Raw genomic sequence first — 20,023 nt, forward strand, 5'->3', positions numbered from 1 at the left:
ATTCACTTAACTTAAATGTTGCAAGCACTACATTTTTATGTGCTGGCAATTTAGCATAAGCATATGCACACCGCAACAGAAAAGACACTAGCCAACCCCCAGATTGCATCCCCTGTTTTCATCCACTTTCCACCACACACCATATGAGTGCATTCAACGAAGAGCGCGTGCTGAGCGTGCACCACTGGACAGACAAGCTGTTCACCTTCACCACGACCCGCGATCCGTCACTGCGGTTTTCCAACGGCCACTTCACCATGATCGGCCTGAAGACCGAGACCGGCAAGCCGCTGCTGCGCGCCTACAGCATCGTCAGCGCCAACTATGAAGAACACCTGGAATTCCTGAGCATCAAGGTGCCCGACGGCCCGCTGACCTCGCGCCTGCAGCACATCCAGGTGGGCGACAGCATCATCGTCGGACGCAAGCCCACCGGCACCCTGCTGATCGACTATCTGCTGCCCGGCAAGCGCCTGTACATGTTCTCGACGGGCACTGGTCTTGCACCATTCATGAGCGTGATCCATGACCCCGCGACCTACGAAAAATACGAGGAACTCATTCTGGTGCACGGCGTGCGCCAGGTCGAAGAACTCGCCTACCACGACCTCTTGACCCAGCACCTGCCCCAGCATGAGTTTCTGGGCGAGCTGGTGAGCAAGCAGCTACGCTACTACCCCACGGTGACCCGCGAAGCCTTCCACACCATGGGCCGCATCACCGACCTGATCGAGAGCGGCAAGCTGGCCAAAGACCTGGGCCTGCCCGATCTGGACCCCGCCACCGACCGGGCGATGATCTGCGGCAGCCCGGCCATGCTGCGCGACCTGAAAATCAGCCTCGAAGAAAGCGGTTTCAAGGAAGGTAACACCTCGCGCCCCGGCGACTTCGTGATAGAACGTGCGTTCGCCGAACAGTAAGCACCACACCATGTCCAGCACCGCCAAATCCGGCCGCCAACCGGTTGCCAGCAAGAAAGCACCGGCAAGCAAGACCGGCAAAACCGCCAAGCCCGGCGTACGTGAGCAAAACGCCCAGGCCACGCGCGACAGCATCCTGCGCGCCGCCACCAAGGTCTTTGCCAAGCATGGCTACGACGGCGGCAGCGTGGAGAAAATCTCCACCGCCGCCAAGTCCTACGACCGCATGATCTACTACTACTTCGGTAGCAAGGAAGGCTTGTACATCGAGGTGCTGGAGGGCATTTACCGCCGCATGAACGAGGCCGAGTCGCGCCTTGCGCTGGATGTGGCCCAGCCGCTGGAGGCGCTGCGCGCGGTGATCCGCTTTGTGCTGGACTACTACCGCAAGCACCCGGAGTTCATCACCCTGCTGAACACAGAGAACCTGCACAAGGGCAAGCACATCGCCAAGTCGCTGCGGGCCCGCGAGTACTCGTCGCCGGCGATTGCCATCCTCGGTGAGATCATGCAGAACGGCGTCGCCCAAAAGCTGTTCCGCGACGATCTACAAACCCGCGACGTGTACCTGCTGATCGCCTCGCTCGGCTATTTCTACCTGTCGAACCGGCACACCTTGTCCGCCTTTCTGGGCGACAACCTCGAAGCCCCCGATGCCTTGGCGCACTGGGAAGGCTTTGTGCTCGACACCGTGCTGCGCACCGTGACCCTGTAGCCATCCCATACAACCACCCCACGAAAGAACACCATGGCAGAAGCAATCGCCGGCGCAAAGTCGGGCAAGGTCGTCATCCAGAATATTGGTCTGCTGCTGTCGGGCGACATCGACCAGCCCATCCTCGATGCAGACACCATCGTCGTCGACGACGGTCTGATCGTCGCTGTCGGCAAGGCCAAGGACTGTGACACCAGCGAGGCCCGCACCACCATCGACGCCCGACAGACCTGCGTAGCCCCCGGCCTGATCGACAGCCATGTGCACCCGGTGTTCGGCGACTGGACCCCGCGGCAGAACCAGCTGGGCTGGATCGACTCGACCATGCACGGTGGCGTCACCACCATGGTTTCGGCCGGCGAAGTGCATTTGCCGGGCCGGCCGAAGGACATCGTCGGACTGAAGGCCCTGGCCATCACCGCCCAACGCGCATTCGACAACTTCCGCCCCGGCGGCGTGAAGGTGATAGCTGGCGCGCCCATCATCGAGAAAGGCATGGTCGAGCAGGATTTCAAGGACTTGGCCGATGCCGGTGTCAGCCTGTTGGGCGAAGTCGGCCTGGGCTCGGTCAAGGCCGGCTACGAAGCCCAGCAGATGGTCGCCTGGGCGCGCAAATATGGCATCCAGAGCACCATCCACACGGGAGGCCCGTCCATCCCCGGCTCGGGCCTGATCGACAAGGACGTGGTGCTGGAGGCCGATGCCGATGTGATCGGCCACATCAACGGCGGCCACACCTCGTTGTCCGAAGCCCATGTGTGCGAGCTGTGCGAGAAGTCCTCGCGCGCCATCGAGATCGTGCACAACGGCAACGAGAAAGTCGCCATCGCCGCGGCCCAGGCCGCGCTGCAGCTCAAATGTCCGCACCGCGTGATCCTCGGTACCGACAGCCCGGCCGGATCGGGCGTGCAGCCCCTGGGCATGCTGCGCATGGTGGCCCTGCTGTCCAGCCTGGGCAATATCCCGGCCGAACTGGTGTTCTGCTTCGCCACCGGCAATACGGCGCGTATTCGGAATCTGAACTGCGGCCTGATCGAGGTGGGCCGTGCCGCCGATTTCGTCTTCATGGACAAGGCCCAGCACTCGGCCGGCCGGGACCTGCTCGACAGCGTGCAGCTCGGCGACCTGCCCGGCGTCGGCATGGTGATGATCGACGGCATCGTACGCTGCGAGCGCAGCAGGAACACACCTCCGGCGACGACAGTACCGGCATACGTCGGTGCGTCTTAAGAGCGCTTCAATTTAGTCGTGGACTGGGCTCTCACGCGAGTCCGACTGGCACAACCGAACAGGCGACTCTGTTAATTCCATTTCGGAGAAAAAACGAAACCTTAGACTGGAGTCGTTGCTTTTCGGGTGTGTTTGAGACTTCGTGAAATAAGAGATGGTGGCTCGGACCGGAATCGAACCGGTACGACTTGCGTCGGCAGATTTTAAGTCTGCTGTGGCTACCAATTACACCACCGAGCCTACTTCGCAACGCACTTGCACGTTGAAACAAAACAGCCCCGGCAACGTGATGGTTGACAGGGCCGGATCTAGAGGCGACTACCAGTCAGTGCCGGTAAGGGTATTGCGGGTAGAACCTCAAATACCTTGGACGCCTCTGTTTCTTTGCGCCAGTGCTGAAAAGCCTTTGGATTGTACTCTGCTATCGCAAGCCCAGCACCCGAGCTTGGCAACAAAAACCACTCTTGCGAGACATTCAGATCGCACTGAAACGGCGTGCCGGCAGAAACGAACAAGCCACCCAGAAAGGCTGTCCGATACACAAGCGCTTATTTACACAACAAATTTGGACGTAAAAAAAGGAAGCATATAGCTTCCTTTTTTTACTAATTTGGAGCGGGAAAAGAGTCTCGAACTCTCGACCTCAACCTTGGCAAGGTTGCGCTCTACCAACTGAGCTATTCCCGCGTTTCAAGCCTTGCATTATAGCATGACTTTTTGCTCTTAATCTGGAAAACCAGACCAAGCTTTTTGGAGGCGCGACCCGGAGTCGAACCGGGCTAGCCGGATTTGCAATCCGGTACATAACCGCTTTGTTATCGCGCCCAAACCACACATAAAAAAGGGAAGCATTGCTTCCCTTTTTACCAATTTGGAGCGGGAAAAGAGTCTCGAACTCTCGACCTCAACCTTGGCAAGGTTGCGCTCTACCAACTGAGCTATTCCCGCGTTTCAAGCCTTGAATCATAACATGATTTTCAGCTTATTTTGACTTGAACTGTGTTCTTGTCGCTTGCTGATTCAAACTATTTGTATGCTGCAGCAAGCCTCAAATTATAGCCCACTTTTTGAGTCTTTCCACCCCCTGCTCCAATCTCTGCAGATTTTGCGACGCGAAACACCAGCGCAACCATCCCTGGGCCTGTGGTGCAAACGCATTTCCGGGGGCCAGCCCCAGGCCAGCCTCTGCCACTAAGCGTTTGGCGGTCACCAAGGAGTCGTCATGGCCTTCAAGCTTGAAGAATGCATACATGCCCCCTTTGGCAGGTGCCACGTGCACACCGGGCACGGCCTGCAGCAGGGGTACCAGGGTGTCACGGCATTGCTTTAGATGTGCCACTACGCGCGGGGTGATCTCATCGGTGCGCTGCAAAGCCTGGATGCCCGCGCGCTGCACGAAGACACTGGCACAGGAAGTGTTGAACTCAATCAATTTACCCATATGCGGCGTTGCGCTGGCAGGCATCACCAGCCAACCCAGGCGCCAGCCCGTCATCAAAAAGCTCTTGGAAAAACTGTGCACCACTATCAAGCGATCCTCCGGCTCGGCTACATCCAGGAAGCTGGGGGCGCAGCCATTCGGACTGGGTTCGTAGTACAGGCGCTCGTACACCTCATCGGCCAGTATCCACGTGCCCGTACGGCGGCAATGGTCAAGGATGGTTTGCTGCTCAGCTCTCGTCAGCGTCCAACCAGTGGGGTTATTGGGTGCATTTAGGATCAGCAGTTTGGTCTCTGGCGTAATGGCCGCCAGCAGCTGCGCCATGTCTAAGGCCCAGGCTCCATCGGCTTGCGGCTGCAAGGCCACGCAGCGCAATTGCGCCCCCAGAATGACAGGCTGGGCCGTCAGGTTGGGCCACACCGGCGTCACTGCAACCACCTCGTCGCCCGCGTCCACCAACATCTGGATGGCCAGCATCAGTGCGCTCACGCCGCCCGATGTCATGGCAATGCGGTTCACCTCTATAGAACCGTGCAAGCGGCTCATATAGCCGGCCACAGCTTCACGCAGTTCAGGCAAACCCAGGTTGTGAGAGTAAAACGTTTCACCTTGCTGCAAGGAGGCGATCGCGGCCTGGCGAATGAAGTCAGGCGTCACCTCGTCGCTCTCGCCAAACCAGAAGGCCAGCACATCACTGCGCCCCATGCCTGCATTGGCAACTTCACGGATTTTGGATTCCTCAAGATTCAGGATGTCTTGGCGCATGGAGATAGGTGGAAAAGATGGAGTCCTGATTATGATGAACTCCGCCCCATTTCCAGGAGACCCTCCATGCGCTTGCGCACCCTCGCCTGCTATGCACTAGCCGTGACTCTGGCCGCTGCCGCACCTCTGGGCGTTGCAAAAACCAAAAAGAAGCAGACCTCGGGCGAATCCTCGCAAGAGCGCATCCACCGCGGCTCGGCCGAGAGCACGGCCGAACGCGATAAACGTCTGCTGCGCGAATGCAAAGGCCGGCCGAATGCCGGGGCCTGCGCGGGCTACACCGGCTAGATGGGGCGCTGCATCTTGCAGCTGTTGGGCATTTCGGCCTGGGCCGCGCTGATCTGCTTGATAACGCGAAAGCCGTAACCTGAACCCTCCACGTCGAACTTCACACCCGGCGCGCCCAGCCGGTCCATGATGCCTACCGCCAGGTTTTGCTGGAACTGGTGGTCCGCCGCGCGCATGCTGCCACTTTGGCCATACAAACTAACGCTGGCGCTCTCCAGCTTTGCGGCGACAGCTATTAAATCCATAGTGCCCGCTTTTTCAATGGCCTGGGCCAACGCCTCGACCATGAGCTGCATACGCATGTGCAGATAGTCTTCAGATGGCTTGGGAAAGCGTTGGCGAAAGGCTTTGACAAAGGCCTCGCTCTGCGGGCCTGGCACATTCGGCAGCCAGTCGGCCACGGCAATCACCTTGCCCACGCCCGCCTCGCCCAGTGCAGCCGGTGCGCCCAGGGCGTTGCCGTAAAAGGTGTAGAACTTGCCTTCAAAGCCCAGCTCACGTGCAGCCTTAACCAGCAGAGTCAGGTCGTTGCCGAAGTTCCCGGTGATGACTGCCTGGGCGCCGCTGGCCTTGATCTTGGCTACATAGGGCGCGAAGTCCTTGATGCGGCCCAGGGGGTGCAGCTCATCACCCACCACCTGCACATCGGGGCGCTGAATGGCCAGCTGGCGCTTGGCCTCGCGCGCCACGGTTTGGCCAAAGCTGTAGTCCTGGCCCAGGATGTAGACGTTCTTGACTGCCGCGTCTTCCTTGAACACCGACATCAGCGCCGCCATGCGCATATCGGTGTGAGCGTCGAAACGGAAATGCCAGTAGCTGCATTTCTCGTTGGTCAGCGTGGGGTCCACTGCCGCATAGTTCAGGAAAATCACGCGCTTGCCGGGCTCACGTTCGTTATGCTTGTTGATGGCGTCTATCAACACCGCCGCCGTAGCCGAGTTATTGCCCTGCATAACGATCTGCACACCGTCGTCGATGGCCGCGCGCAGCGCCGACAAGGCCTCTTCGTTCTGGCCTTTGCTGTCGTAACGCTCCAGCTGCAGCGGGTGCTTACCGTCGGGCAACTTGACGCCACCGCGCGCATTCACGCGCTCCACCGCCCACACCAGGTTGCGGAAAACAGCTTCGCCACCGTTACCCAGCGGGCCGCTCAACGCCTCGATCTGGGCCAGCTTGATGGGCACCGCAGCGCCCTGGGCCCGCACCAGCGCGGGGGCGCATAGAGACGCACCCAGAAATTTCAAGAGCTGGCGGCGAAACTTAAACATGGCGAAATTTCCTTGAAAAAAAACCGGATGCACACAGATGCTGTCCATGCGGCAATCACTGTGAGGGCCGCGCAGTGTAATAGGAGCTACTCCATGTTTTTTGCCACCAACATCCCCGCATCTGCCCGCTTCGTGCGTCCAGCACACAGCCTGCGCGCACTGCATCGCCTGCTTGAAGAAAGCCATGCCGGCGCAGCCCAAGCAAGCCACAACGTAACCCAGGACGAGACCAGCTACACCCTGCAATTCGACGTGCCGGGCATCACCAAAGAGCAGCTGTCCATCGGCATCGAAGGCAGCGTGGTGCGACTGGAAAGCCTGCCCGAGGCACCGCGCAAATACAAGGCGGCCTACGAATTGCCGCAGGACATCGACGTGTCGGCTAGCGACGCCAAGCTGGAAAACGGCGTGTTGACGCTGAAGCTGGCGAAGAAGGCGCCGGTCAGCAATGTGTCCACGCTGACCATCAACTAAGTCGGTTAAAGCGAATCCAAAGGCCAGCGCGGTTTCACGTCGAACGCATAGGTTCGCGTGGCCGCCTGCAGGCCGGACTGCAGGCGCATGGCGCCGGCCATGGCAATCATGGCTCCGTTATCGGTGCATAGGTGCAGCTCGGGGTAGTGCACGCGCACGCCGGCTTTGGCGCAGACAGCATTCAGCTGGGTGCGAAGCGCTTTGTTGGCCCCCACGCCGCCAGCAACAACCAGGCGGCGCAAACCGGTACGCTGCAAGGCTGTAACCGATTTCTTCCACAGCACCTCGACAATCGCCGCCTGGGTACTCGCGGCCAGATCGGCTTTGCGTGATTCCAGATCATCGCCCAGCTTCTTTGCCTGGGTCATCACCGCAGTCTTCAAACCGGCGAAGGAAAAATCCAGATTGCCGCTGTGCAGCAAGGGTCGTGGCAGCTTGAATGCAGCCGGGTCGCCCTGCTCTGCCAGACGCGACAAGGCCGGGCCACCGGGATAGCCCAGGCCCATCAGCTTGGCGGACTTGTCAAAGGCCTCGCCAGCGGCATCGTCAATGGTTTCGCCCAACATCTCGTAACGGCCCACGCCGTCAACGCGCATCAGCTGGGTATGGCCGCCAGAGACAAGCAGCGCGACAAAAGGAAATTCCGGCGGGTCGGCGCTCAGAAACGGTGACAACAAATGTCCTTCCAGGTGGTGCACGCCCAACACGGGCTTATCCAGTGCAGCACCCAGCGCGCAGGCCACGCCCGCACCCACCAGCAAGGCCCCGGCCAGCCCCGGGCCACGGGTGTATGCCACCACATCCACATCGACCAGGCTTTGGCCCGACTCGGCCAGAACCTGCTGGGTCAGCGGCAGCACGCGGCGGATATGGTCGCGGCTGGCCAGCTCGGGCACCACGCCGCCATAGGCCTGGTGCATCTCGATCTGGCTGTGCAGAGCGTGTGACAACAACACGGGCAAATCCGAGCCCTCGGCACGCACCAACGCTATCCCGGTTTCATCACAGGATGATTCAATACCTAGTACCAGCACAATAGACCTCTCGCTTTTTCAGCACAGCAACCAAACGCTGGAGTTTAGAACGTGTTCCCAGGTGACCCCTGCTTTCCAACCGCCGTGCACCTTATTGGCGCAAATCTTGCGTATTTCCCGCCATGAGCCCTTCCCTGCGTATCGTGGTCATTGCCCCGGATCTGGACATACTGGACCCGTCGGACAGCCATGCGTTGCTGCAAGCCGATCGCTCACGTGCACTGCGCATCGGACTGCTGGAAAACAACTACAACCTGATCGCCAGCCTGCCCGCCGACGTGTTCCTGACCGAGCGCCTGGCCCAGCTGCAACCCGACATGATCATCGTGGACGCCGAGAGCGAGGCGCGCGATGCCCTGGAGCATGTGGTGATGGCCACGCGCAATGCCCCCCGCCCCATCGTCATGTTTACCAATGACGGCGACACCTCGCATGTCAAGGATGCGGTGGCCGCGGGTGTGTCGGCCTATATCGTGGCCGGCCTGTCGGCCGACCGCATTCGCCCCATACTCGACGTGGCCATGGCCCGCTTCGAACACGAGCAGGCCCTGCGCACCGAGCTGGCCGTGACCCGCGTGGAGCGCGATGAACACAAGGCCGAGCTGCACAACCGCAAGATCATAGACCGCGCCAAAGGCCTGCTGATGCAGCGCCAGGGCATCACCGAACCGGAAGCCTACGACAAGCTGCGCAAAGCCGCCATGGACAAGAGCATGAAGCTGGTGGAAGTGGCCCAGCGCATACTCGATGTGGCCGAGCTGCTGGGCTGAACCGGTGGAATGCACCAACCCAGTGCCAATTTGTTTCATAATGAAACAAGGCTATGGCGCAATCTGCATATGACCTTACAGCTATCAAATAAGTAGCAATAGCGATTTTCAAGGCTGGCACAGGGCTTGCGGAAACAGACCTTGCTGCAGCGCCCTAGACCCTCTGCACACTAGACACACAGGTCGGCTTGGCTGAGGACTACTTGGTTTTTGCAAACACCGAATCCACTTTGACACCCGTATTAGCCCCATTTGCCCGAGCCCAGCCGGCGACCGTGCATGCCGCAAAGCCCGTCAATCTGCACCGGGTGCTGGACACACTGGTCAACAACCTGGAAGGCATGGCCTACCGCTGCCTACCGGACGGCCGCTGGACCATGCGCTTCGTCAGCCAGGGCTGCACGCGCCTGTGCGGCTATAGCGCGCACGAGCTGCTAGACCCACAACACATCACCTGGGAAGCCATTACCCACCCCGACGATCGCGCCCGGGTACGCCAGGAAATCGGCGCCGCTATTGCCCAGAGCCAGCGCTTCACCGTGTACTACAGCATCACCATCCGCAGCGGAGAAATCCGCAAGGTGAAGGAGCAAGGCATACAGGTCACGGACGAGGCCGATCAGCTGGTGCTGGAGGGCTTCATCGAGGACGTGACCGATGTGCACCTGACGCTGGAGGCCCTGGCCCATGCCGAGCTGCGCTACCGGCAAATCTTCGAACACGCCCGCGAAGGCATCTTCCAGACCACACTGGATGGCCGCTACATAGCCGCCAACCCGGCACTGGCCCTGCTCTACGGCTACGCCACGCCAGAGGAGCTGATCGCCGACCTGTCCGACATCGACCGCCGCCTGTATGTGCAGCCCCACCGGCGCGAGCGCTTCGCCCGGTTAATGGCCGCGCACGGCGAAGTCAGCAACTTCGAATCCGAGGTGTACCGCCGCGACGGCAGCAAGATCTGGATTTCCGAGAACGCCCGCAGCGTTTATGACAGCCAGGGCGCCTTCATCTGCTTCGAAGGCACGGTGCAGAATATTTCCGAGCGCAAACATCAGCTGGAGCAGCTCGAATACCAGGCCAACTACGACACGCTGACCGGCCTGGCCAACCGCAACCTGCTGCGCGACCGCATCGCGCCCGCCATCTCCCATGCCGAACGCCTGGGGCATTTCCTGGCCGTGGTGTTCATCGACCTGGACCACTTCAAACTCATCAACGACAGCCTGGGCCACGACGCGGGCGACCAGCTGCTGGTGGAGATTGCGCAGCGCATCCGCGCCTGCATGCGCGCCTCGGACACGGTGGCCCGCCACAGTGGCGACGAGTTTGTGCTGCTGCTAAACGAGCATGTGCAGGCCCACTCGGTCATCTCGCACCTGCAACGCTTGCTGGGGCAAATCAACCAACCGGTACACCTGCAGGGCCGCGCCTTCCAGATGGGCGCCAGCATGGGCGTGGCGCTGTACCCGCAAGACGGCAAGGACGCGCAGACCCTGCTCAAACACGCCGATGTGGCCATGTATGCGGCCAAGGAGCGCGGACGCAACAACTTCCAGTTCTTCACCCCCGAACTCAACCAGGTGGCCGACGAGCGCCTGAACCTGGGCACCGCCATGCGCGTCGGGCTGGAGCAAAACGAGTTCACCGTGGCCTACCAGCCCAAGGTGGATGCGGAGGGCCGCATCACCGGCCTGGAGGCGCTGGCCCGCTGGCACAGCGCGCGCATAGGCACGGTGGGACCAGACCGCTTCATCCCTATCGCCGAAGAGACTGGGCTGATAGGCGCGCTGACCGACACCATCCTGCGCCAGGCCTTTGCCGATGCCTGTAGCTGGGCGCCAGTGCAGGGCCGCCAGTTGTCGGTGGCGGTGAATCTCTCGGCCAAGCTGTTTCTGGCCAACGACCTGGTGGCGCGCATCCGCAATCTGCTGCAGGCCAGCGGCCTGGCGCCGCAGCGGGTCGAGCTGGAGATTACCGAAAGCGTGTTCCTGCACGATATGGGGCGTGCCGTGGTGCTGCTGAACGAACTCAAGGCCCTGGGCGTACGCCTGGCCATGGACGACTTCGGCACCGGGTATTCGTCGCTGTCATATCTGCGCAGCCTGCCGCTGGACACCATCAAGATAGACCGCTCGCTGATCACCGGCATCGAACAGGACGAAGACCTGGCCGTGATTGCCTGCGCCATCGTGAATCTGTGCAAGAACCTGCGCAAATCGGTGGTCGCCGAGGGTGTGGAAAACCGCGCCCAGTTCGACTTGCTGCACGCCAAGGGCTGCGACGGCTTTCAGGGCTATCTGTTTTCCAAGCCGGTGCACCAAGACGTGTTGCGCAAGCTGTTGGCCCAGGCCCGGGGCACCATTTTGCTGCCGCCGGCCGAAGCCCTGGCCTACTGAAATGATGCACTGCACAAGAGCAGTGCAAAACCCAGCTTAAAAACAAAACAAGCACCAGCGCATACAAACAAAGCGCAAGCAGCTATATTTTATATAGCACTCAACGACAAAACAGCCTGGCACGGCGTTTGCTTAAATAGACCAAGACCAAGGTTGGTCCCATGGCAGCTGGAATCCAATGGCGGGTTGCAGCGATCAGTTTTCGGACAAAGGCGTCCCCATCCGTTCGGGTGGCTGCACATGCAGCCCCGAGCGCGATGAGGACGCCTTTTTTATTTTTGGCCCCGACTTTCACATTCACTTTGGGAAGCTTGCACATGACCGATCTTTTGACCACCAAACTGAGCCGCCGCACCGTGCTGCAAACCGCGGCAGTAGGCGCCGTAGGCATCAACCCGGCGCTGCGTGCCGCGGTCTACGCCCAGGGCTCCGACAAGCCCGAAAAAGAAGAAGTCAAGATCGGCTTCATCCCGCTGACCGACTGCGCCAGCGTGGTGATGGCTTCGGTGCTGGGCATCGACAAGAAATACGGCGTGAAGATCATCCCCAGCAAGGAAGCCAGCTGGGCCGGCGTGCGCGACAAGCTGGTCAACGGCGAGCTGGACTTCGCACACGTGCTGTACGGCCTGGTCTACGGCGTGCACCTGGGCATCAGCGGCCCCAAGAAAGACATGGCCGTGCTGATGACGCTAAACAACAACGGCCAAGCCATTACGCTGAGTAAAAAGCTGGCCGACAAAGGTGCCGTCAACGGTGCCGGCCTGGCCAAGCTGATGGCTACCGAGAAGCGCGAATACACCTTTGCCCAGACCTTCCCCACCGGCACCCACGCCATGTGGCTGTACTACTGGCTGGCTGCCAACGGCATCAACCCCATGAGCGACGCCAAGGTCATCACCGTGCCACCGCCACAGATGGTGGCGAATATGCGCGTGGGCAATATGGACGGCTACTGCGTGGGCGAGCCCTGGGGCCACCGCGCCATCATCGACGGCATCGGCGTCACTGCGCAAACCACGCAGGACATCTGGAAGGATCACCCCGAAAAAGTGCTGGGTACCAGCGCCGAATTCGTCAAGAAATACCCGAACACCGCGCGCGCCGTCACCGCCGCGATTCTGGAAGCCGGCAAGTGGATCGACTCCGGCCTGGCCAACAAGAACAAAATGGCCGAAACCATTGCCGACAAGAGCTACGTCAACACCAGCGTGGACGCCATCAACCAGCGCATCCTGGGCCGCTACCAGGACGGCATGGGCAAGACCTGGGACGACCCGAACTACATGAAGTTCTACAACGAAGGCGCGGTGAACTTCCCCTACCTGTCCGACGGCATGTGGTTCCTGACCCAACACAAGCGCTGGGGCCTGCTGAAGGACCACCCCGACTACCTGGCCGTGGCCAAGCAGATCAACCAGATCGATATCTACAAACAGGCCGCCACCGCCAGCAAGACACCCGTGCCCAAGGACGTGATGCGCAGCGCCAAGCTGATGGACGGCATGGTGTGGGACGGCAAGGACCCGAAGAAGTACGCCGACAGCTTCAAGATCCACGCCTGAACTTTTACAACAGCTCAGCCCGCCCCAACCGTTCAGGCTGAGCTTGTCGAAGCCCTTCGACAGGCTCAGGATAGGCCCTTCGACAGGCTCAGGGTGAACGGGAAACCTGGCTGGGATGACAAGATTTTTTGCCCAAGGAGAACCCCATGGTCAGTGCTGTATTCCACTCCCCCGGCGGCGTCGAATTTGACGAGCCCGCCACCACGATTGCTCCCAAAATGCTAGCTACCACCGCAACACCTACCAGCGCCAACGCCGTAAAAGACGTAGCACCCAAGCTGCCCTATGACTGGCGTGGCCTATGGCTGAAAGTGCTGCCGCCGGTGCTGGGCCTGGGTCTGCTGATCGGTATCTGGGCGCTGGTGTCGATCGGCACCTCGTCCAGCATCCCCTCGCCTTACGAGACCTTCCAGCAGGCGGTGGTGCTGTTCAGCGACCCGTTCTACCGCAAGGGCCCGAACGACCAGGGCGTGGGCTGGAACGTGCTGGCCTCGCTGCAGCGCGTGGCCGTGGGCTTTGGCCTGGCGGCGCTGGTGGGCATACCGGCCGGCTTCGTGATTGGCCGCTTCAGCTTCATGAGCCGCATGTTCAACCCGCTGATCAGCCTGCTGCGCCCGGTGTCGCCACTGGCCTGGCTGCCGATTGGCCTGATGGTGTTCAAGGGCGCGCACCCGGCAGCCATCTGGACCATCTTCATCTGCTCGATCTGGCCCATGGTCATCAACACCGCGGTGGGCGTGCAACGCGTGCCGCAGGACTATATGAACGTGGCGCGGGTGTTGAACCTGAGCGAATGGAAGATCGTCACCAAGATCCTGTTTCCCTCGGTTCTGCCCTACATGTTGACCGGCGTGCGCCTGGCCGTAGGCACAGCCTGGCTGGTGATCGTGGCCGCCGAGATGCTGACGGGTGGCGTGGGCATCGGCTTCTGGGTCTGGGACGAATGGAACAACCTGAACGTCAAGAACATCATCATCGCCATCTTCGTCATTGGCATCGTCGGTCTGGTGCTGGAATACGCGTTGATCAAGCTGGCCACCGCATTTACGTTTGAAGAGGTGAAATCATGAGCATCCCATCCATCCCCGCCCATGCCGTACCCAAGTACATCGAAATCCAGGGTGTGGAGCAAACCTTCCGCACCGCCAAGGGCAGCTTCCCGGCGCTGCGCGACATCGACCTGACAATTGCCAAGGGCGAGTTCGTGGCGCTGATCGGCCACTCGGGCTGCGGCAAGTCCACCCTGCTGAACCTGATTGCCGGCCTGACCAACCCCACCCGGGGCACGCTGATCTGCGCCAACCGCGAGATCAAGGGCCCCGGCCCGGAGCGTGCCGTGGTGTTCCAGAACCACTCGCTGCTGCCCTGGCTGACCTGCTTTGAAAACGTCTACCTGGCGGTAGAGCGCGTATTCGGTGCGGGCGACAAGTCCACCGGCGCCGCCGCCGAAAACAAGGCCCAGCTGAAGGCCCGCACCGACGCGGCCCTGGCCCTGGTCGGCCTGACCGCCGCCGCGCAAAAGCGCCCCGGCGAAATCTCCGGCGGCATGAAGCAGCGCGTAGGCATTGCCCGGGCCCTGAGCATGGAGCCCAAGGTCTTGCTGATGGACGAGCCCTTTGGCGCGCTGGACGCCCTCACCCGCGCCAAGCTGCAGGACGAGCTGCTGGCCATCGTGCAGAAAACCCAAAGCACGGTGGTGATGGTGACCCACGATGTGGACGAAGCCGTGCTGCTGAGCAACAAGATCGTGATGCTGACCAACGGGCCGGGCGCCACCATCGGCGAAGTGCTGGCGGTGGACTTGCCGCATCCGCGCAACCGCGTGCAGCTGGCCGACGACCCGCGCTACCTGCAGTACCGCAAGGCGGTGATCGACTTCCTGTACACCCGCCAGGCCCATGTGGAGAAAATAACAGCTTGAAAATACGGCTCTGGCGCAGGTAACACCTGCGCCAGAAGCTATAAATACCGTAGCAAATCAGTATCAGGTGCCGCGCACCAGAGCCTCGAATGCAGCCAGCGGCAGCGGCCGACTGAACAAATAGCCCTGGTAGGCATGGCAGCCCTGGGCCGCCAGCACCTCGCGCTGGGCCTCGGTTTCCACACCCTCGGCCACCACCGACAGACCCAGGCTGTTGCCCAGCACGATGACCATATTGGCGATGGCCGCGTCGTTCGGGTCGGTCAGGATGTCGCGCACAAAGCTCTGGTCGATCTTCAACTGGTCCAGCGGCAGACGCTTCAGGTGCGACAACGAGGAATAGCCGGTACCGAAGTCGTCCAGCGAGAAGCCCACGCCTTCGGCCTTGAGCAGCTCCATCTTGGCGATCACGTCCTCCACATTCGACACCAGCAGGCCTTCGGTCAGCTCCAGCTTCAACAGCTGCGGCCGGGCACCGGTACGCCGCAGCACATCCAGCACCTGGTCCACAAAGTTGCTCTGGTAGAACTGGCGCGGGCTGACATTCACGGCCACCGTCAGATGCGCCAGGTCGGACTGCTGCGCCCATAGTGCCAACTGGGTGCAGGCTGTCTCCAGCACCCACAGGCCCAGGGGCAGGATCAGGCCGGTGTCCTCGGCCAGCGGAATGAATTCTGCCGGCGACACCATGCCGCGCTCGGGGTGGTTCCAGCGCACCAGTACCTCCACCCCGGTGTACACGCCCCTGCCCACCACCTGGGCCTGGTAGTGCAGCAGAAACTCCTGCCGCACCAGGGCTTCACGCATACCGGTCTCCAGCGCCGCGCGGGCCGATACCTCGGACTGCATCTGCGGATCAAAAAAGCGCAGCGTATTGCGGCCAGCGGCCTTGGCCTGGTACATGGCCATATCGGCCCGCTTGAGCGGCTCCTCGATACCCTCCTGCGGCTCGCCAAACAGGGTGATGCCTATGCTGGGCGTGCTGTGGTGGGCCTGGTCACCCAACATATAACTCTGGTTCAGCGCGGCCAGCATCTTCTCGCCTACCGTCTCGGCCAACTTCGCCGCATCCAGCGGGTCGCTGCCCAGGTCCTCCAGCATGACCACGAACTCATCTCCGCCCAACCGGGCCACGGTGTCGCCCTTGCGTATGCAGGTGGACAGGCGCGCGGCCACGGCCTGCAGCAAGAGGTCGCCCTTGTGGTGGCCAAAGGTGTCGTTGAGTATCTTGAAGTTGTCCAGGTCGACGAACAGCAGTGCACCCAGGCGCTTGTGGCGCGGCCACTGGGCCATGGCATGGGCCAGGCGGTCCATCAGCAGGCGGCGGTTGGGCAACTGGGTCAGTGGGTCGTAGAAAGCCAGGTTCTGGATCTGCTCCTCGGCCAGCTTGCGCTCGGTGATGTCGGTCATGTTGTCCACGTAGTGGGTGACCCGGCCGGCGGCGTCCTTCACGGCGCTGATGGTCAGCCACAACGGAAATTCCTCGCCGCTCTTGCGGCGGTCCCATATCTCGCCCTGCCAGGTGCCGGTGCGGGCCAGGCTGTCCTCCATTTCCACAAAAAAGGCCGCGCTTTGCCGCTCCGAGCGCAGCAGTTGCTGCGGCGTGAGGCCCACGGCATCCTCCGCGGTATAGCCGGTGATGGCGGTAAAAGCGCTGTTCACCCGCAAAATGACCCAGTTCTCGTCGGTCACCAACATGCCCTGCTGCGACTCGAAGGCCGTGGCGGCGATGCGCTGCTCCTCGTCGGCCAGCTTGCGTTGGGTCAGGTCGTGCAGCACCGTGTGGATAGCGTCCACGCCGTCGAGCACGATGGAGGTGGCCTGTACCTCCACGTCCACCACACTGCCATCCAGACGAAAGAAACGCATATGCGCCGGCCCCACGTTCCCGCCGGTTTCCAGCACATAGCGCAGGCGCTGGTGCGCCAACTCGACGGAGTCGGGGTGCAACCGGTCATCCATGCGCGTGCCCAGCAAGACATCGGCCGACGCCGCGCCCAACAGTGCCAACGCAGCAGGGTTGGCGTAGATGATGGCTCCAGAAGCCTGCACCAACACAGCCTCGGGCGAGCGCTCCACAATGGTGCGGTAGCGGGCTGTGCTGTCGCGCAAAGCCTGCTCGCGCTGATCAAGGGTTTGCAGCAGGCGGTTGAAACCACCAATCAGGGCACCCACCTCGTCCTGCATCGGTATGTCCAGCGGACGCAAGACATGGCCCCGATCGGTCACGTCGGCCAGGGTTTTAACGGCAGCCAGCATGGGCGCGAACTGCCGGCGCAGCATCCACCAAACCAACCCGCCCGCCAGTAGGCTCAAGAACACCGCCACCAACAGCATGCGCCTTTGCATCGCATAGATAGGCGCAAAGGCCTCGTCTGCGGGCAGAACGGACGACAGGGTCCAACCCGCAGCCCCAATCTTCATGCTGGTAGACAACACTTCCTGCCTCGTGCGATCCAACGACAGACCATAGCTGCCATCTGCCTCGAAGAGCCGGTCTATCGAAGGATCCACACCGGCCGCCGGCAATACTTGCGACACCAGAGCTTTGTCGGTGGCTGCCACCACCTGCCGGTACTTGGTCGTAATCAGGATATAGCTGCCGGTACGCGCATGGCGCTGACCCGTCACCTGGTCCAGAAAATTGGGTTCAATCAGGTTGGTCCACCCTGCCATGGCCCCCACCGCTTCACCCCTGGGGCCTCGCAACGGGATCACCATCGAAAGAATCCAAGCCTGCAGCCTGGCATCCCAGAATGGGCGGCCTACGGTGGCCGCGCCTTCACGCATGGCGGTCGCCACCGCCTCATCGTCCAGGCCATTGCTGCCCATGCGGTCGGCCAGACGTTTATCCGTATCCACCACGGTGCCGTCACGGCGGTAAGTGATAAAACCTGCATTGAACAGATTGCGAGTGATGGGCCGCTGGCCTACCCAGGACTGCAGCACCGGCTTGGAATCCAGCGCATCGGATGGCACTTCGACCGAAAGATTCACCAGCGCCTGGAAGCGCTGTTTCACCGCGTTGCTGAGATCAGAGGCCAGTGCCTGGGTGGTAGTGACTTGTTGCTCCCCCAGCAACAACTGCATTTCATCTCGCAGCACGCGGCTGGCATACAGCGCCAGCGACCAGATACCCACCAAAAAAATGGCCAAGGTACTCAGGGTCACCCGTGTCTTTAGCGAGCGCCATTGAAAGACCTTCACATGCATGCCCAATATTCCCCCCATCACCGACGCCCCTGCGCATTCCCGACAGTTGGAACGACAGACTAAATGCTAGCCACCATACCATTCCTACCACTCAGCACGCTTACGACTTTTTACGAATCGACTGTACTAGAGAAACAAGAGCCTGCTTGCAGTCTATTCAGGGCGGCAAAGAGATCACGAACATGAACGCAAGCTAACAAGCCACCTTGCGCAAAAAGTCCGCCAACGTGCGCCCGGCCTCGGAGCGGAAGGACGCGTCCAGCACCTCCAGGCTGCGGATGCGGTCCACGCGGAAGCTGCGAAAGTCATCGCGGGCCTCGCACCAGGCCACCAGGGTCCAGACCCGCCCCCAGTAAAAGCAGCCCAGGGGCTGCACAGTGCGCTGGCTCTGGGCGTCCTTTACGTCGCAATAGTCCATCTGCAACTTGCGGCGCTGGCCTATGGATTCACGCAGCAGCTGCAAGTGGGCGCGCACCGGAGCGGTCAGGCCGTTGTAGCTAGCCGGCGGCGCATACACCGCCAAGCTCTCGGCGGCCACCCGCGCGGCCGGCGGCAAGATGGACAGCATCTTGCCTAAAGCGTCCTCTGCAGCCAGGGCCAAGGGCGCATCCAGCCAAGGCTGGGACAAGCGCACGGCGGCCACCAGGGCCTTGGCCTCGTCCTGGCTGAACATCAGCGGCGGTAGCTCGAAGCCGGCGCCAAAGCGGTAGCCCATGCCGGCCTCGCCCTCGATAGGCACGCCCTGGCGCTGCAGGTCGGCCACGTCGCGGTACACCGTGCGTTCGGACACCTCCAGCCGCTCGGCCAGAAAGGTGGCGGTGGACAAACGCCGCCCACGGATCAGCTGGACGAGCTGGAACAGGCGGTCGGCACGGCGCATGGGGTGTTGGAAGTTTTAAGCAATTTAGGCCACTAGCGCAGGCATTACCTGCGCCGGCAGCTATGAAAAATGCAGCAGATCAACCTGCCCCGCTGCCAGCTACCGTCACACCGATGTAGACGGCGATGCGGCCCTCGCCGGTGTACTCCTCAAAGTCCACGGCGTAGCGGCGCGGGTGGGCGGGCGCATTCTCAAAATACTGCCACACCGCCGCCCACAGGGCCAGCACGGTTTGCGGCATGGCGCCCTGCCCTTCGAACACCATGTAGACGCCGGCTGGAATCTCCAGGCTGTGCAGGCCCAGTGAAGCTTCTGGCGGCTGCTGGGTCTGCACGGCGGCAGTCAGGTCGTAGGCACCGTTCACATCCGAGGCATAACCGCTATAGGCACCGTACAGCGCCGCCTGCGGGGTATAGCCCGGCACAGACTGGGCTACCCGCTCGGCAAAGAAGCGGCCCCACAGGGCCGGAATCTTGCCAGTGAGGGGGGTCATCTCCTCCAGGTTGCTGGTGCGCGTGGTAATGCCGGCCAGTAGCCGGGCTGTGTCTAGGCGCACCAGGCGCGGCGGAGGGATCAGGGTCATATTGGAATGTCCAGTATTGAGAGCTGCGAACCTCTGTGCGAGGCGCTATCTAATATATAGCTATCTGCGCAGATTCCCTCTGCGCCAGAAGGCTGAATCGTTTGAAATTGCAAGACCGCCAGGTCGGCCTGCATGGCCTGGGCGATCAGGCGCATATCGGCGTCGCTGATGTCGAACAGGCCGAAGCGGAACTTATAGCCCCAGCGTGCGAGCGACTCGACAAATTCGAACTGCGGCAGCAGCGGCAGGATGGACGCCTCTTGCGCCGGCACATAGGCCACGTCCCTGCGGAACGGCACAAAGCCGCCGCCCATGTCAAAGGCGTAGGGCCCGCCCGGCTGCACGAGGCCGATCGACACAAAGCGCTGCAGCCGGTCCTTGCCGCCCATGGTGACGGTGGGCGCGTAGTAGGCCACGCGGTCGCCGGCCTGCACGCGCTTGAGCGGTGCGGCCTTGCCATGGCAGACCTGCATATAGCCCACACCGCCCGCCTCGACGCTGCAGCCACGCCGCGCATGGACGGCGCTGGCCACGGCAATCCAGTTCTTGCGTGCCATGGCCAA

17 protein-coding genes and 4 tRNA genes are annotated in these 20,023 nt (G+C 61.5%); 10 read left to right on the top strand and 11 right to left on the bottom strand.

The window, feature by feature from the left end; all coding sequences use genetic code 11:
- The first annotated feature begins 143 nt into the window (after nucleotides 1-143).
- The 3 genes from AC07O2_RS05225 to AC07O2_RS05235 are packed head-to-tail and all read left to right on the top strand — an operon-like array spanning nucleotide 144 to nucleotide 2,865.
- A complete protein-coding gene (locus AC07O2_RS05225) occupies nucleotides 144-920 on the top strand; it encodes a ferredoxin--NADP reductase (RefSeq protein ID WP_116608294.1) in 777 nt (258 codons plus the stop codon).
- Nucleotides 921-930: 10 nt separating this feature from the next.
- Nucleotides 931-1,635, top strand: a complete 705-nt coding sequence (locus AC07O2_RS05230; protein WP_495074671.1) for a TetR/AcrR family transcriptional regulator — start codon at nucleotides 931-933, stop codon at nucleotides 1,633-1,635.
- Nucleotides 1,636-1,668: 33 nt separating this feature from the next.
- A complete protein-coding gene (locus AC07O2_RS05235) occupies nucleotides 1,669-2,865 on the top strand; it encodes an amidohydrolase family protein (RefSeq protein WP_495074672.1) in 1,197 nt (398 codons plus the stop codon).
- A 155-nt stretch (nucleotides 2,866-3,020) separates the two neighbouring features.
- On the opposite strand, the gene AC07O2_RS05240 is transcribed toward AC07O2_RS05235, so the two are convergent.
- The 5 genes from AC07O2_RS05240 to AC07O2_RS05260 all read right to left on the bottom strand — a co-directional run bounded on the left by AC07O2_RS05240 (nucleotide 3,021) and on the right by AC07O2_RS05260 (nucleotide 5,071).
- Nucleotides 3,021-3,105: transfer RNA gene (locus AC07O2_RS05240), tRNA-Leu, on the bottom strand.
- 371 nt (nucleotides 3,106-3,476) lie between these two features.
- A tRNA-Gly gene (locus AC07O2_RS05245) sits at nucleotides 3,477-3,552 on the bottom strand.
- 64 nt (nucleotides 3,553-3,616) lie between these two features.
- Nucleotides 3,617-3,690: transfer RNA gene (locus tag AC07O2_RS05250), tRNA-Cys, on the bottom strand.
- Between the two features lie 47 nt (nucleotides 3,691-3,737).
- Nucleotides 3,738-3,813, bottom strand: a tRNA-Gly gene (locus AC07O2_RS05255).
- A 100-nt stretch (nucleotides 3,814-3,913) separates the two neighbouring features.
- A complete protein-coding gene (locus AC07O2_RS05260) occupies nucleotides 3,914-5,071 on the bottom strand; it encodes a pyridoxal phosphate-dependent aminotransferase (protein ID WP_495074673.1) in 1,158 nt (385 codons plus the stop codon).
- A gap of 66 nt (nucleotides 5,072-5,137) precedes the next feature.
- On the opposite strand from AC07O2_RS05260, the gene AC07O2_RS05265 reads away from it, so the two are divergent.
- Complete coding sequence (locus AC07O2_RS05265) at nucleotides 5,138-5,359, top strand: hypothetical protein (RefSeq protein ID WP_495074674.1); 222 nt, start codon at nucleotides 5,138-5,140, stop codon at nucleotides 5,357-5,359.
- On the opposite strand, the gene AC07O2_RS05270 is transcribed toward AC07O2_RS05265, so the two are convergent.
- The gene (locus tag AC07O2_RS05270; protein ID WP_495074675.1) at nucleotides 5,356-6,627 is read right to left on the bottom strand and encodes a branched-chain amino acid ABC transporter substrate-binding protein; all 1,272 of its coding nucleotides are present in this window, start codon (nucleotides 6,625-6,627) and stop codon (nucleotides 5,356-5,358) included. The two genes, AC07O2_RS05265 and AC07O2_RS05270, sit on opposite strands and share 4 nt — an antisense overlap.
- Nucleotides 6,628-6,720: 93 nt before the next feature.
- Here AC07O2_RS05270 and AC07O2_RS05275 point away from each other — a divergent pair, with 93 nt between their 5' ends.
- The gene (locus AC07O2_RS05275) at nucleotides 6,721-7,101 is read left to right on the top strand and encodes an Hsp20/alpha crystallin family protein (RefSeq protein WP_495074676.1); all 381 of its coding nucleotides are present in this window, start codon (nucleotides 6,721-6,723) and stop codon (nucleotides 7,099-7,101) included.
- A 5-nt stretch (nucleotides 7,102-7,106) separates the two neighbouring features.
- On the opposite strand, the gene tsaD is transcribed toward AC07O2_RS05275, so the two are convergent.
- Nucleotides 7,107-8,138, bottom strand: a complete 1,032-nt coding sequence (tsaD, locus tag AC07O2_RS05280; RefSeq protein WP_495074732.1) for a tRNA (adenosine(37)-N6)-threonylcarbamoyltransferase complex transferase subunit TsaD — start codon at nucleotides 8,136-8,138, stop codon at nucleotides 7,107-7,109.
- A 119-nt stretch (nucleotides 8,139-8,257) separates the two neighbouring features.
- On the opposite strand from tsaD, the gene AC07O2_RS05285 reads away from it, so the two are divergent.
- The 5 genes from AC07O2_RS05285 (at nucleotide 8,258) to AC07O2_RS05305 (ending at nucleotide 14,784) form a co-directional block, all read left to right on the top strand.
- Complete coding sequence (locus AC07O2_RS05285) at nucleotides 8,258-8,905, top strand: ANTAR domain-containing response regulator (RefSeq protein ID WP_495074677.1); 648 nt, start codon at nucleotides 8,258-8,260, stop codon at nucleotides 8,903-8,905.
- A 230-nt stretch (nucleotides 8,906-9,135) separates the two neighbouring features.
- On the top strand, nucleotides 9,136-11,301 hold the full coding sequence (locus AC07O2_RS05290; RefSeq protein ID WP_495074678.1) for a putative bifunctional diguanylate cyclase/phosphodiesterase: 2,166 nt from the start codon (nucleotides 9,136-9,138) through the stop codon (nucleotides 11,299-11,301).
- Between the two features lie 317 nt (nucleotides 11,302-11,618).
- A complete protein-coding gene (locus tag AC07O2_RS05295; protein WP_495074679.1) occupies nucleotides 11,619-12,863 on the top strand; it encodes a CmpA/NrtA family ABC transporter substrate-binding protein in 1,245 nt (414 codons plus the stop codon).
- A 146-nt stretch (nucleotides 12,864-13,009) separates the two neighbouring features.
- Nucleotides 13,010-13,933 (top strand): nitrate ABC transporter permease, encoded by a 924-nt coding sequence (gene ntrB / locus AC07O2_RS05300; RefSeq protein ID WP_495074680.1) that lies wholly within the window; start codon nucleotides 13,010-13,012, stop codon nucleotides 13,931-13,933.
- A complete protein-coding gene (locus AC07O2_RS05305; RefSeq protein ID WP_495074681.1) occupies nucleotides 13,930-14,784 on the top strand; it encodes an ABC transporter ATP-binding protein in 855 nt (284 codons plus the stop codon). The genes ntrB and AC07O2_RS05305 overlap by 4 nt, the downstream gene beginning before the upstream one ends.
- Nucleotides 14,785-14,847: 63 nt before the next feature.
- Here AC07O2_RS05305 and AC07O2_RS05310 read toward each other — a convergent pair whose 3' ends face one another.
- The 4 genes from AC07O2_RS05310 to AC07O2_RS05325 all read right to left on the bottom strand — a co-directional run bounded on the left by AC07O2_RS05310 (nucleotide 14,848) and on the right by AC07O2_RS05325 (nucleotide 20,017).
- Nucleotides 14,848-17,997: a bifunctional diguanylate cyclase/phosphodiesterase gene (locus AC07O2_RS05310; RefSeq protein WP_495074682.1), complete on the bottom strand. Its 3,150-nt coding sequence runs from the start codon at nucleotides 17,995-17,997 to the stop codon at nucleotides 14,848-14,850.
- Between the two features lie 193 nt (nucleotides 17,998-18,190).
- Entirely contained in the window at nucleotides 18,191-18,877 is a 687-nt protein-coding gene (locus AC07O2_RS05315) for a helix-turn-helix transcriptional regulator (RefSeq protein ID WP_495074683.1), read from the bottom strand.
- Between the two features lie 79 nt (nucleotides 18,878-18,956).
- Nucleotides 18,957-19,460 (bottom strand): GyrI-like domain-containing protein, encoded by a 504-nt coding sequence (locus tag AC07O2_RS05320; protein ID WP_495074684.1) that lies wholly within the window; start codon nucleotides 19,458-19,460, stop codon nucleotides 18,957-18,959.
- The gene (locus tag AC07O2_RS05325) at nucleotides 19,457-20,017 is read right to left on the bottom strand and encodes an EVE domain-containing protein (RefSeq protein WP_495074685.1); all 561 of its coding nucleotides are present in this window, start codon (nucleotides 20,015-20,017) and stop codon (nucleotides 19,457-19,459) included. The genes AC07O2_RS05320 and AC07O2_RS05325 overlap by 4 nt, the downstream gene beginning before the upstream one ends.
- Nucleotides 20,018-20,023: the final 6 nt, after the last annotated feature.

It is taken from the genome of Rhodoferax sp. GW821-FHT10B06, assembly GCF_059415605.1.

Coding starts and splice junctions, on each gene's coding strand:
- AC07O2_RS05295 (WP_495074679.1), top strand. CDS start 11,619: ATGACCGATCTTTTGACCACCAAACTGAGCCGCCGCACCGTGCTGCAA.
- AC07O2_RS05320 (WP_495074684.1), bottom strand. CDS start 19,460: ATGACCCTGATCCCTCCGCCGCGCCTGGTGCGCCTAGACACAGCCCGG.
- AC07O2_RS05275 (WP_495074676.1), top strand. CDS start 6,721: ATGTTTTTTGCCACCAACATCCCCGCATCTGCCCGCTTCGTGCGTCCA.
- AC07O2_RS05260 (WP_495074673.1), bottom strand. CDS start 5,071: ATGCGCCAAGACATCCTGAATCTTGAGGAATCCAAAATCCGTGAAGTT.
- AC07O2_RS05310 (WP_495074682.1), bottom strand. CDS start 17,997: ATGCATGTGAAGGTCTTTCAATGGCGCTCGCTAAAGACACGGGTGACC.
- AC07O2_RS05265 (WP_495074674.1), top strand. CDS start 5,138: ATGCGCTTGCGCACCCTCGCCTGCTATGCACTAGCCGTGACTCTGGCC.
- AC07O2_RS05235 (WP_495074672.1), top strand. CDS start 1,669: ATGGCAGAAGCAATCGCCGGCGCAAAGTCGGGCAAGGTCGTCATCCAG.
- AC07O2_RS05230 (WP_495074671.1), top strand. CDS start 931: ATGTCCAGCACCGCCAAATCCGGCCGCCAACCGGTTGCCAGCAAGAAA.
- AC07O2_RS05225 (WP_116608294.1), top strand. CDS start 144: ATGAGTGCATTCAACGAAGAGCGCGTGCTGAGCGTGCACCACTGGACA.
- AC07O2_RS05285 (WP_495074677.1), top strand. CDS start 8,258: ATGAGCCCTTCCCTGCGTATCGTGGTCATTGCCCCGGATCTGGACATA.
- AC07O2_RS05305 (WP_495074681.1), top strand. CDS start 13,930: ATGAGCATCCCATCCATCCCCGCCCATGCCGTACCCAAGTACATCGAA.
- ntrB (WP_495074680.1), top strand. CDS start 13,010: ATGGTCAGTGCTGTATTCCACTCCCCCGGCGGCGTCGAATTTGACGAG.
- AC07O2_RS05270 (WP_495074675.1), bottom strand. CDS start 6,627: ATGTTTAAGTTTCGCCGCCAGCTCTTGAAATTTCTGGGTGCGTCTCTA.
- AC07O2_RS05315 (WP_495074683.1), bottom strand. CDS start 18,877: ATGCGCCGTGCCGACCGCCTGTTCCAGCTCGTCCAGCTGATCCGTGGG.
- AC07O2_RS05325 (WP_495074685.1), bottom strand. CDS start 20,017: ATGGCACGCAAGAACTGGATTGCCGTGGCCAGCGCCGTCCATGCGCGG.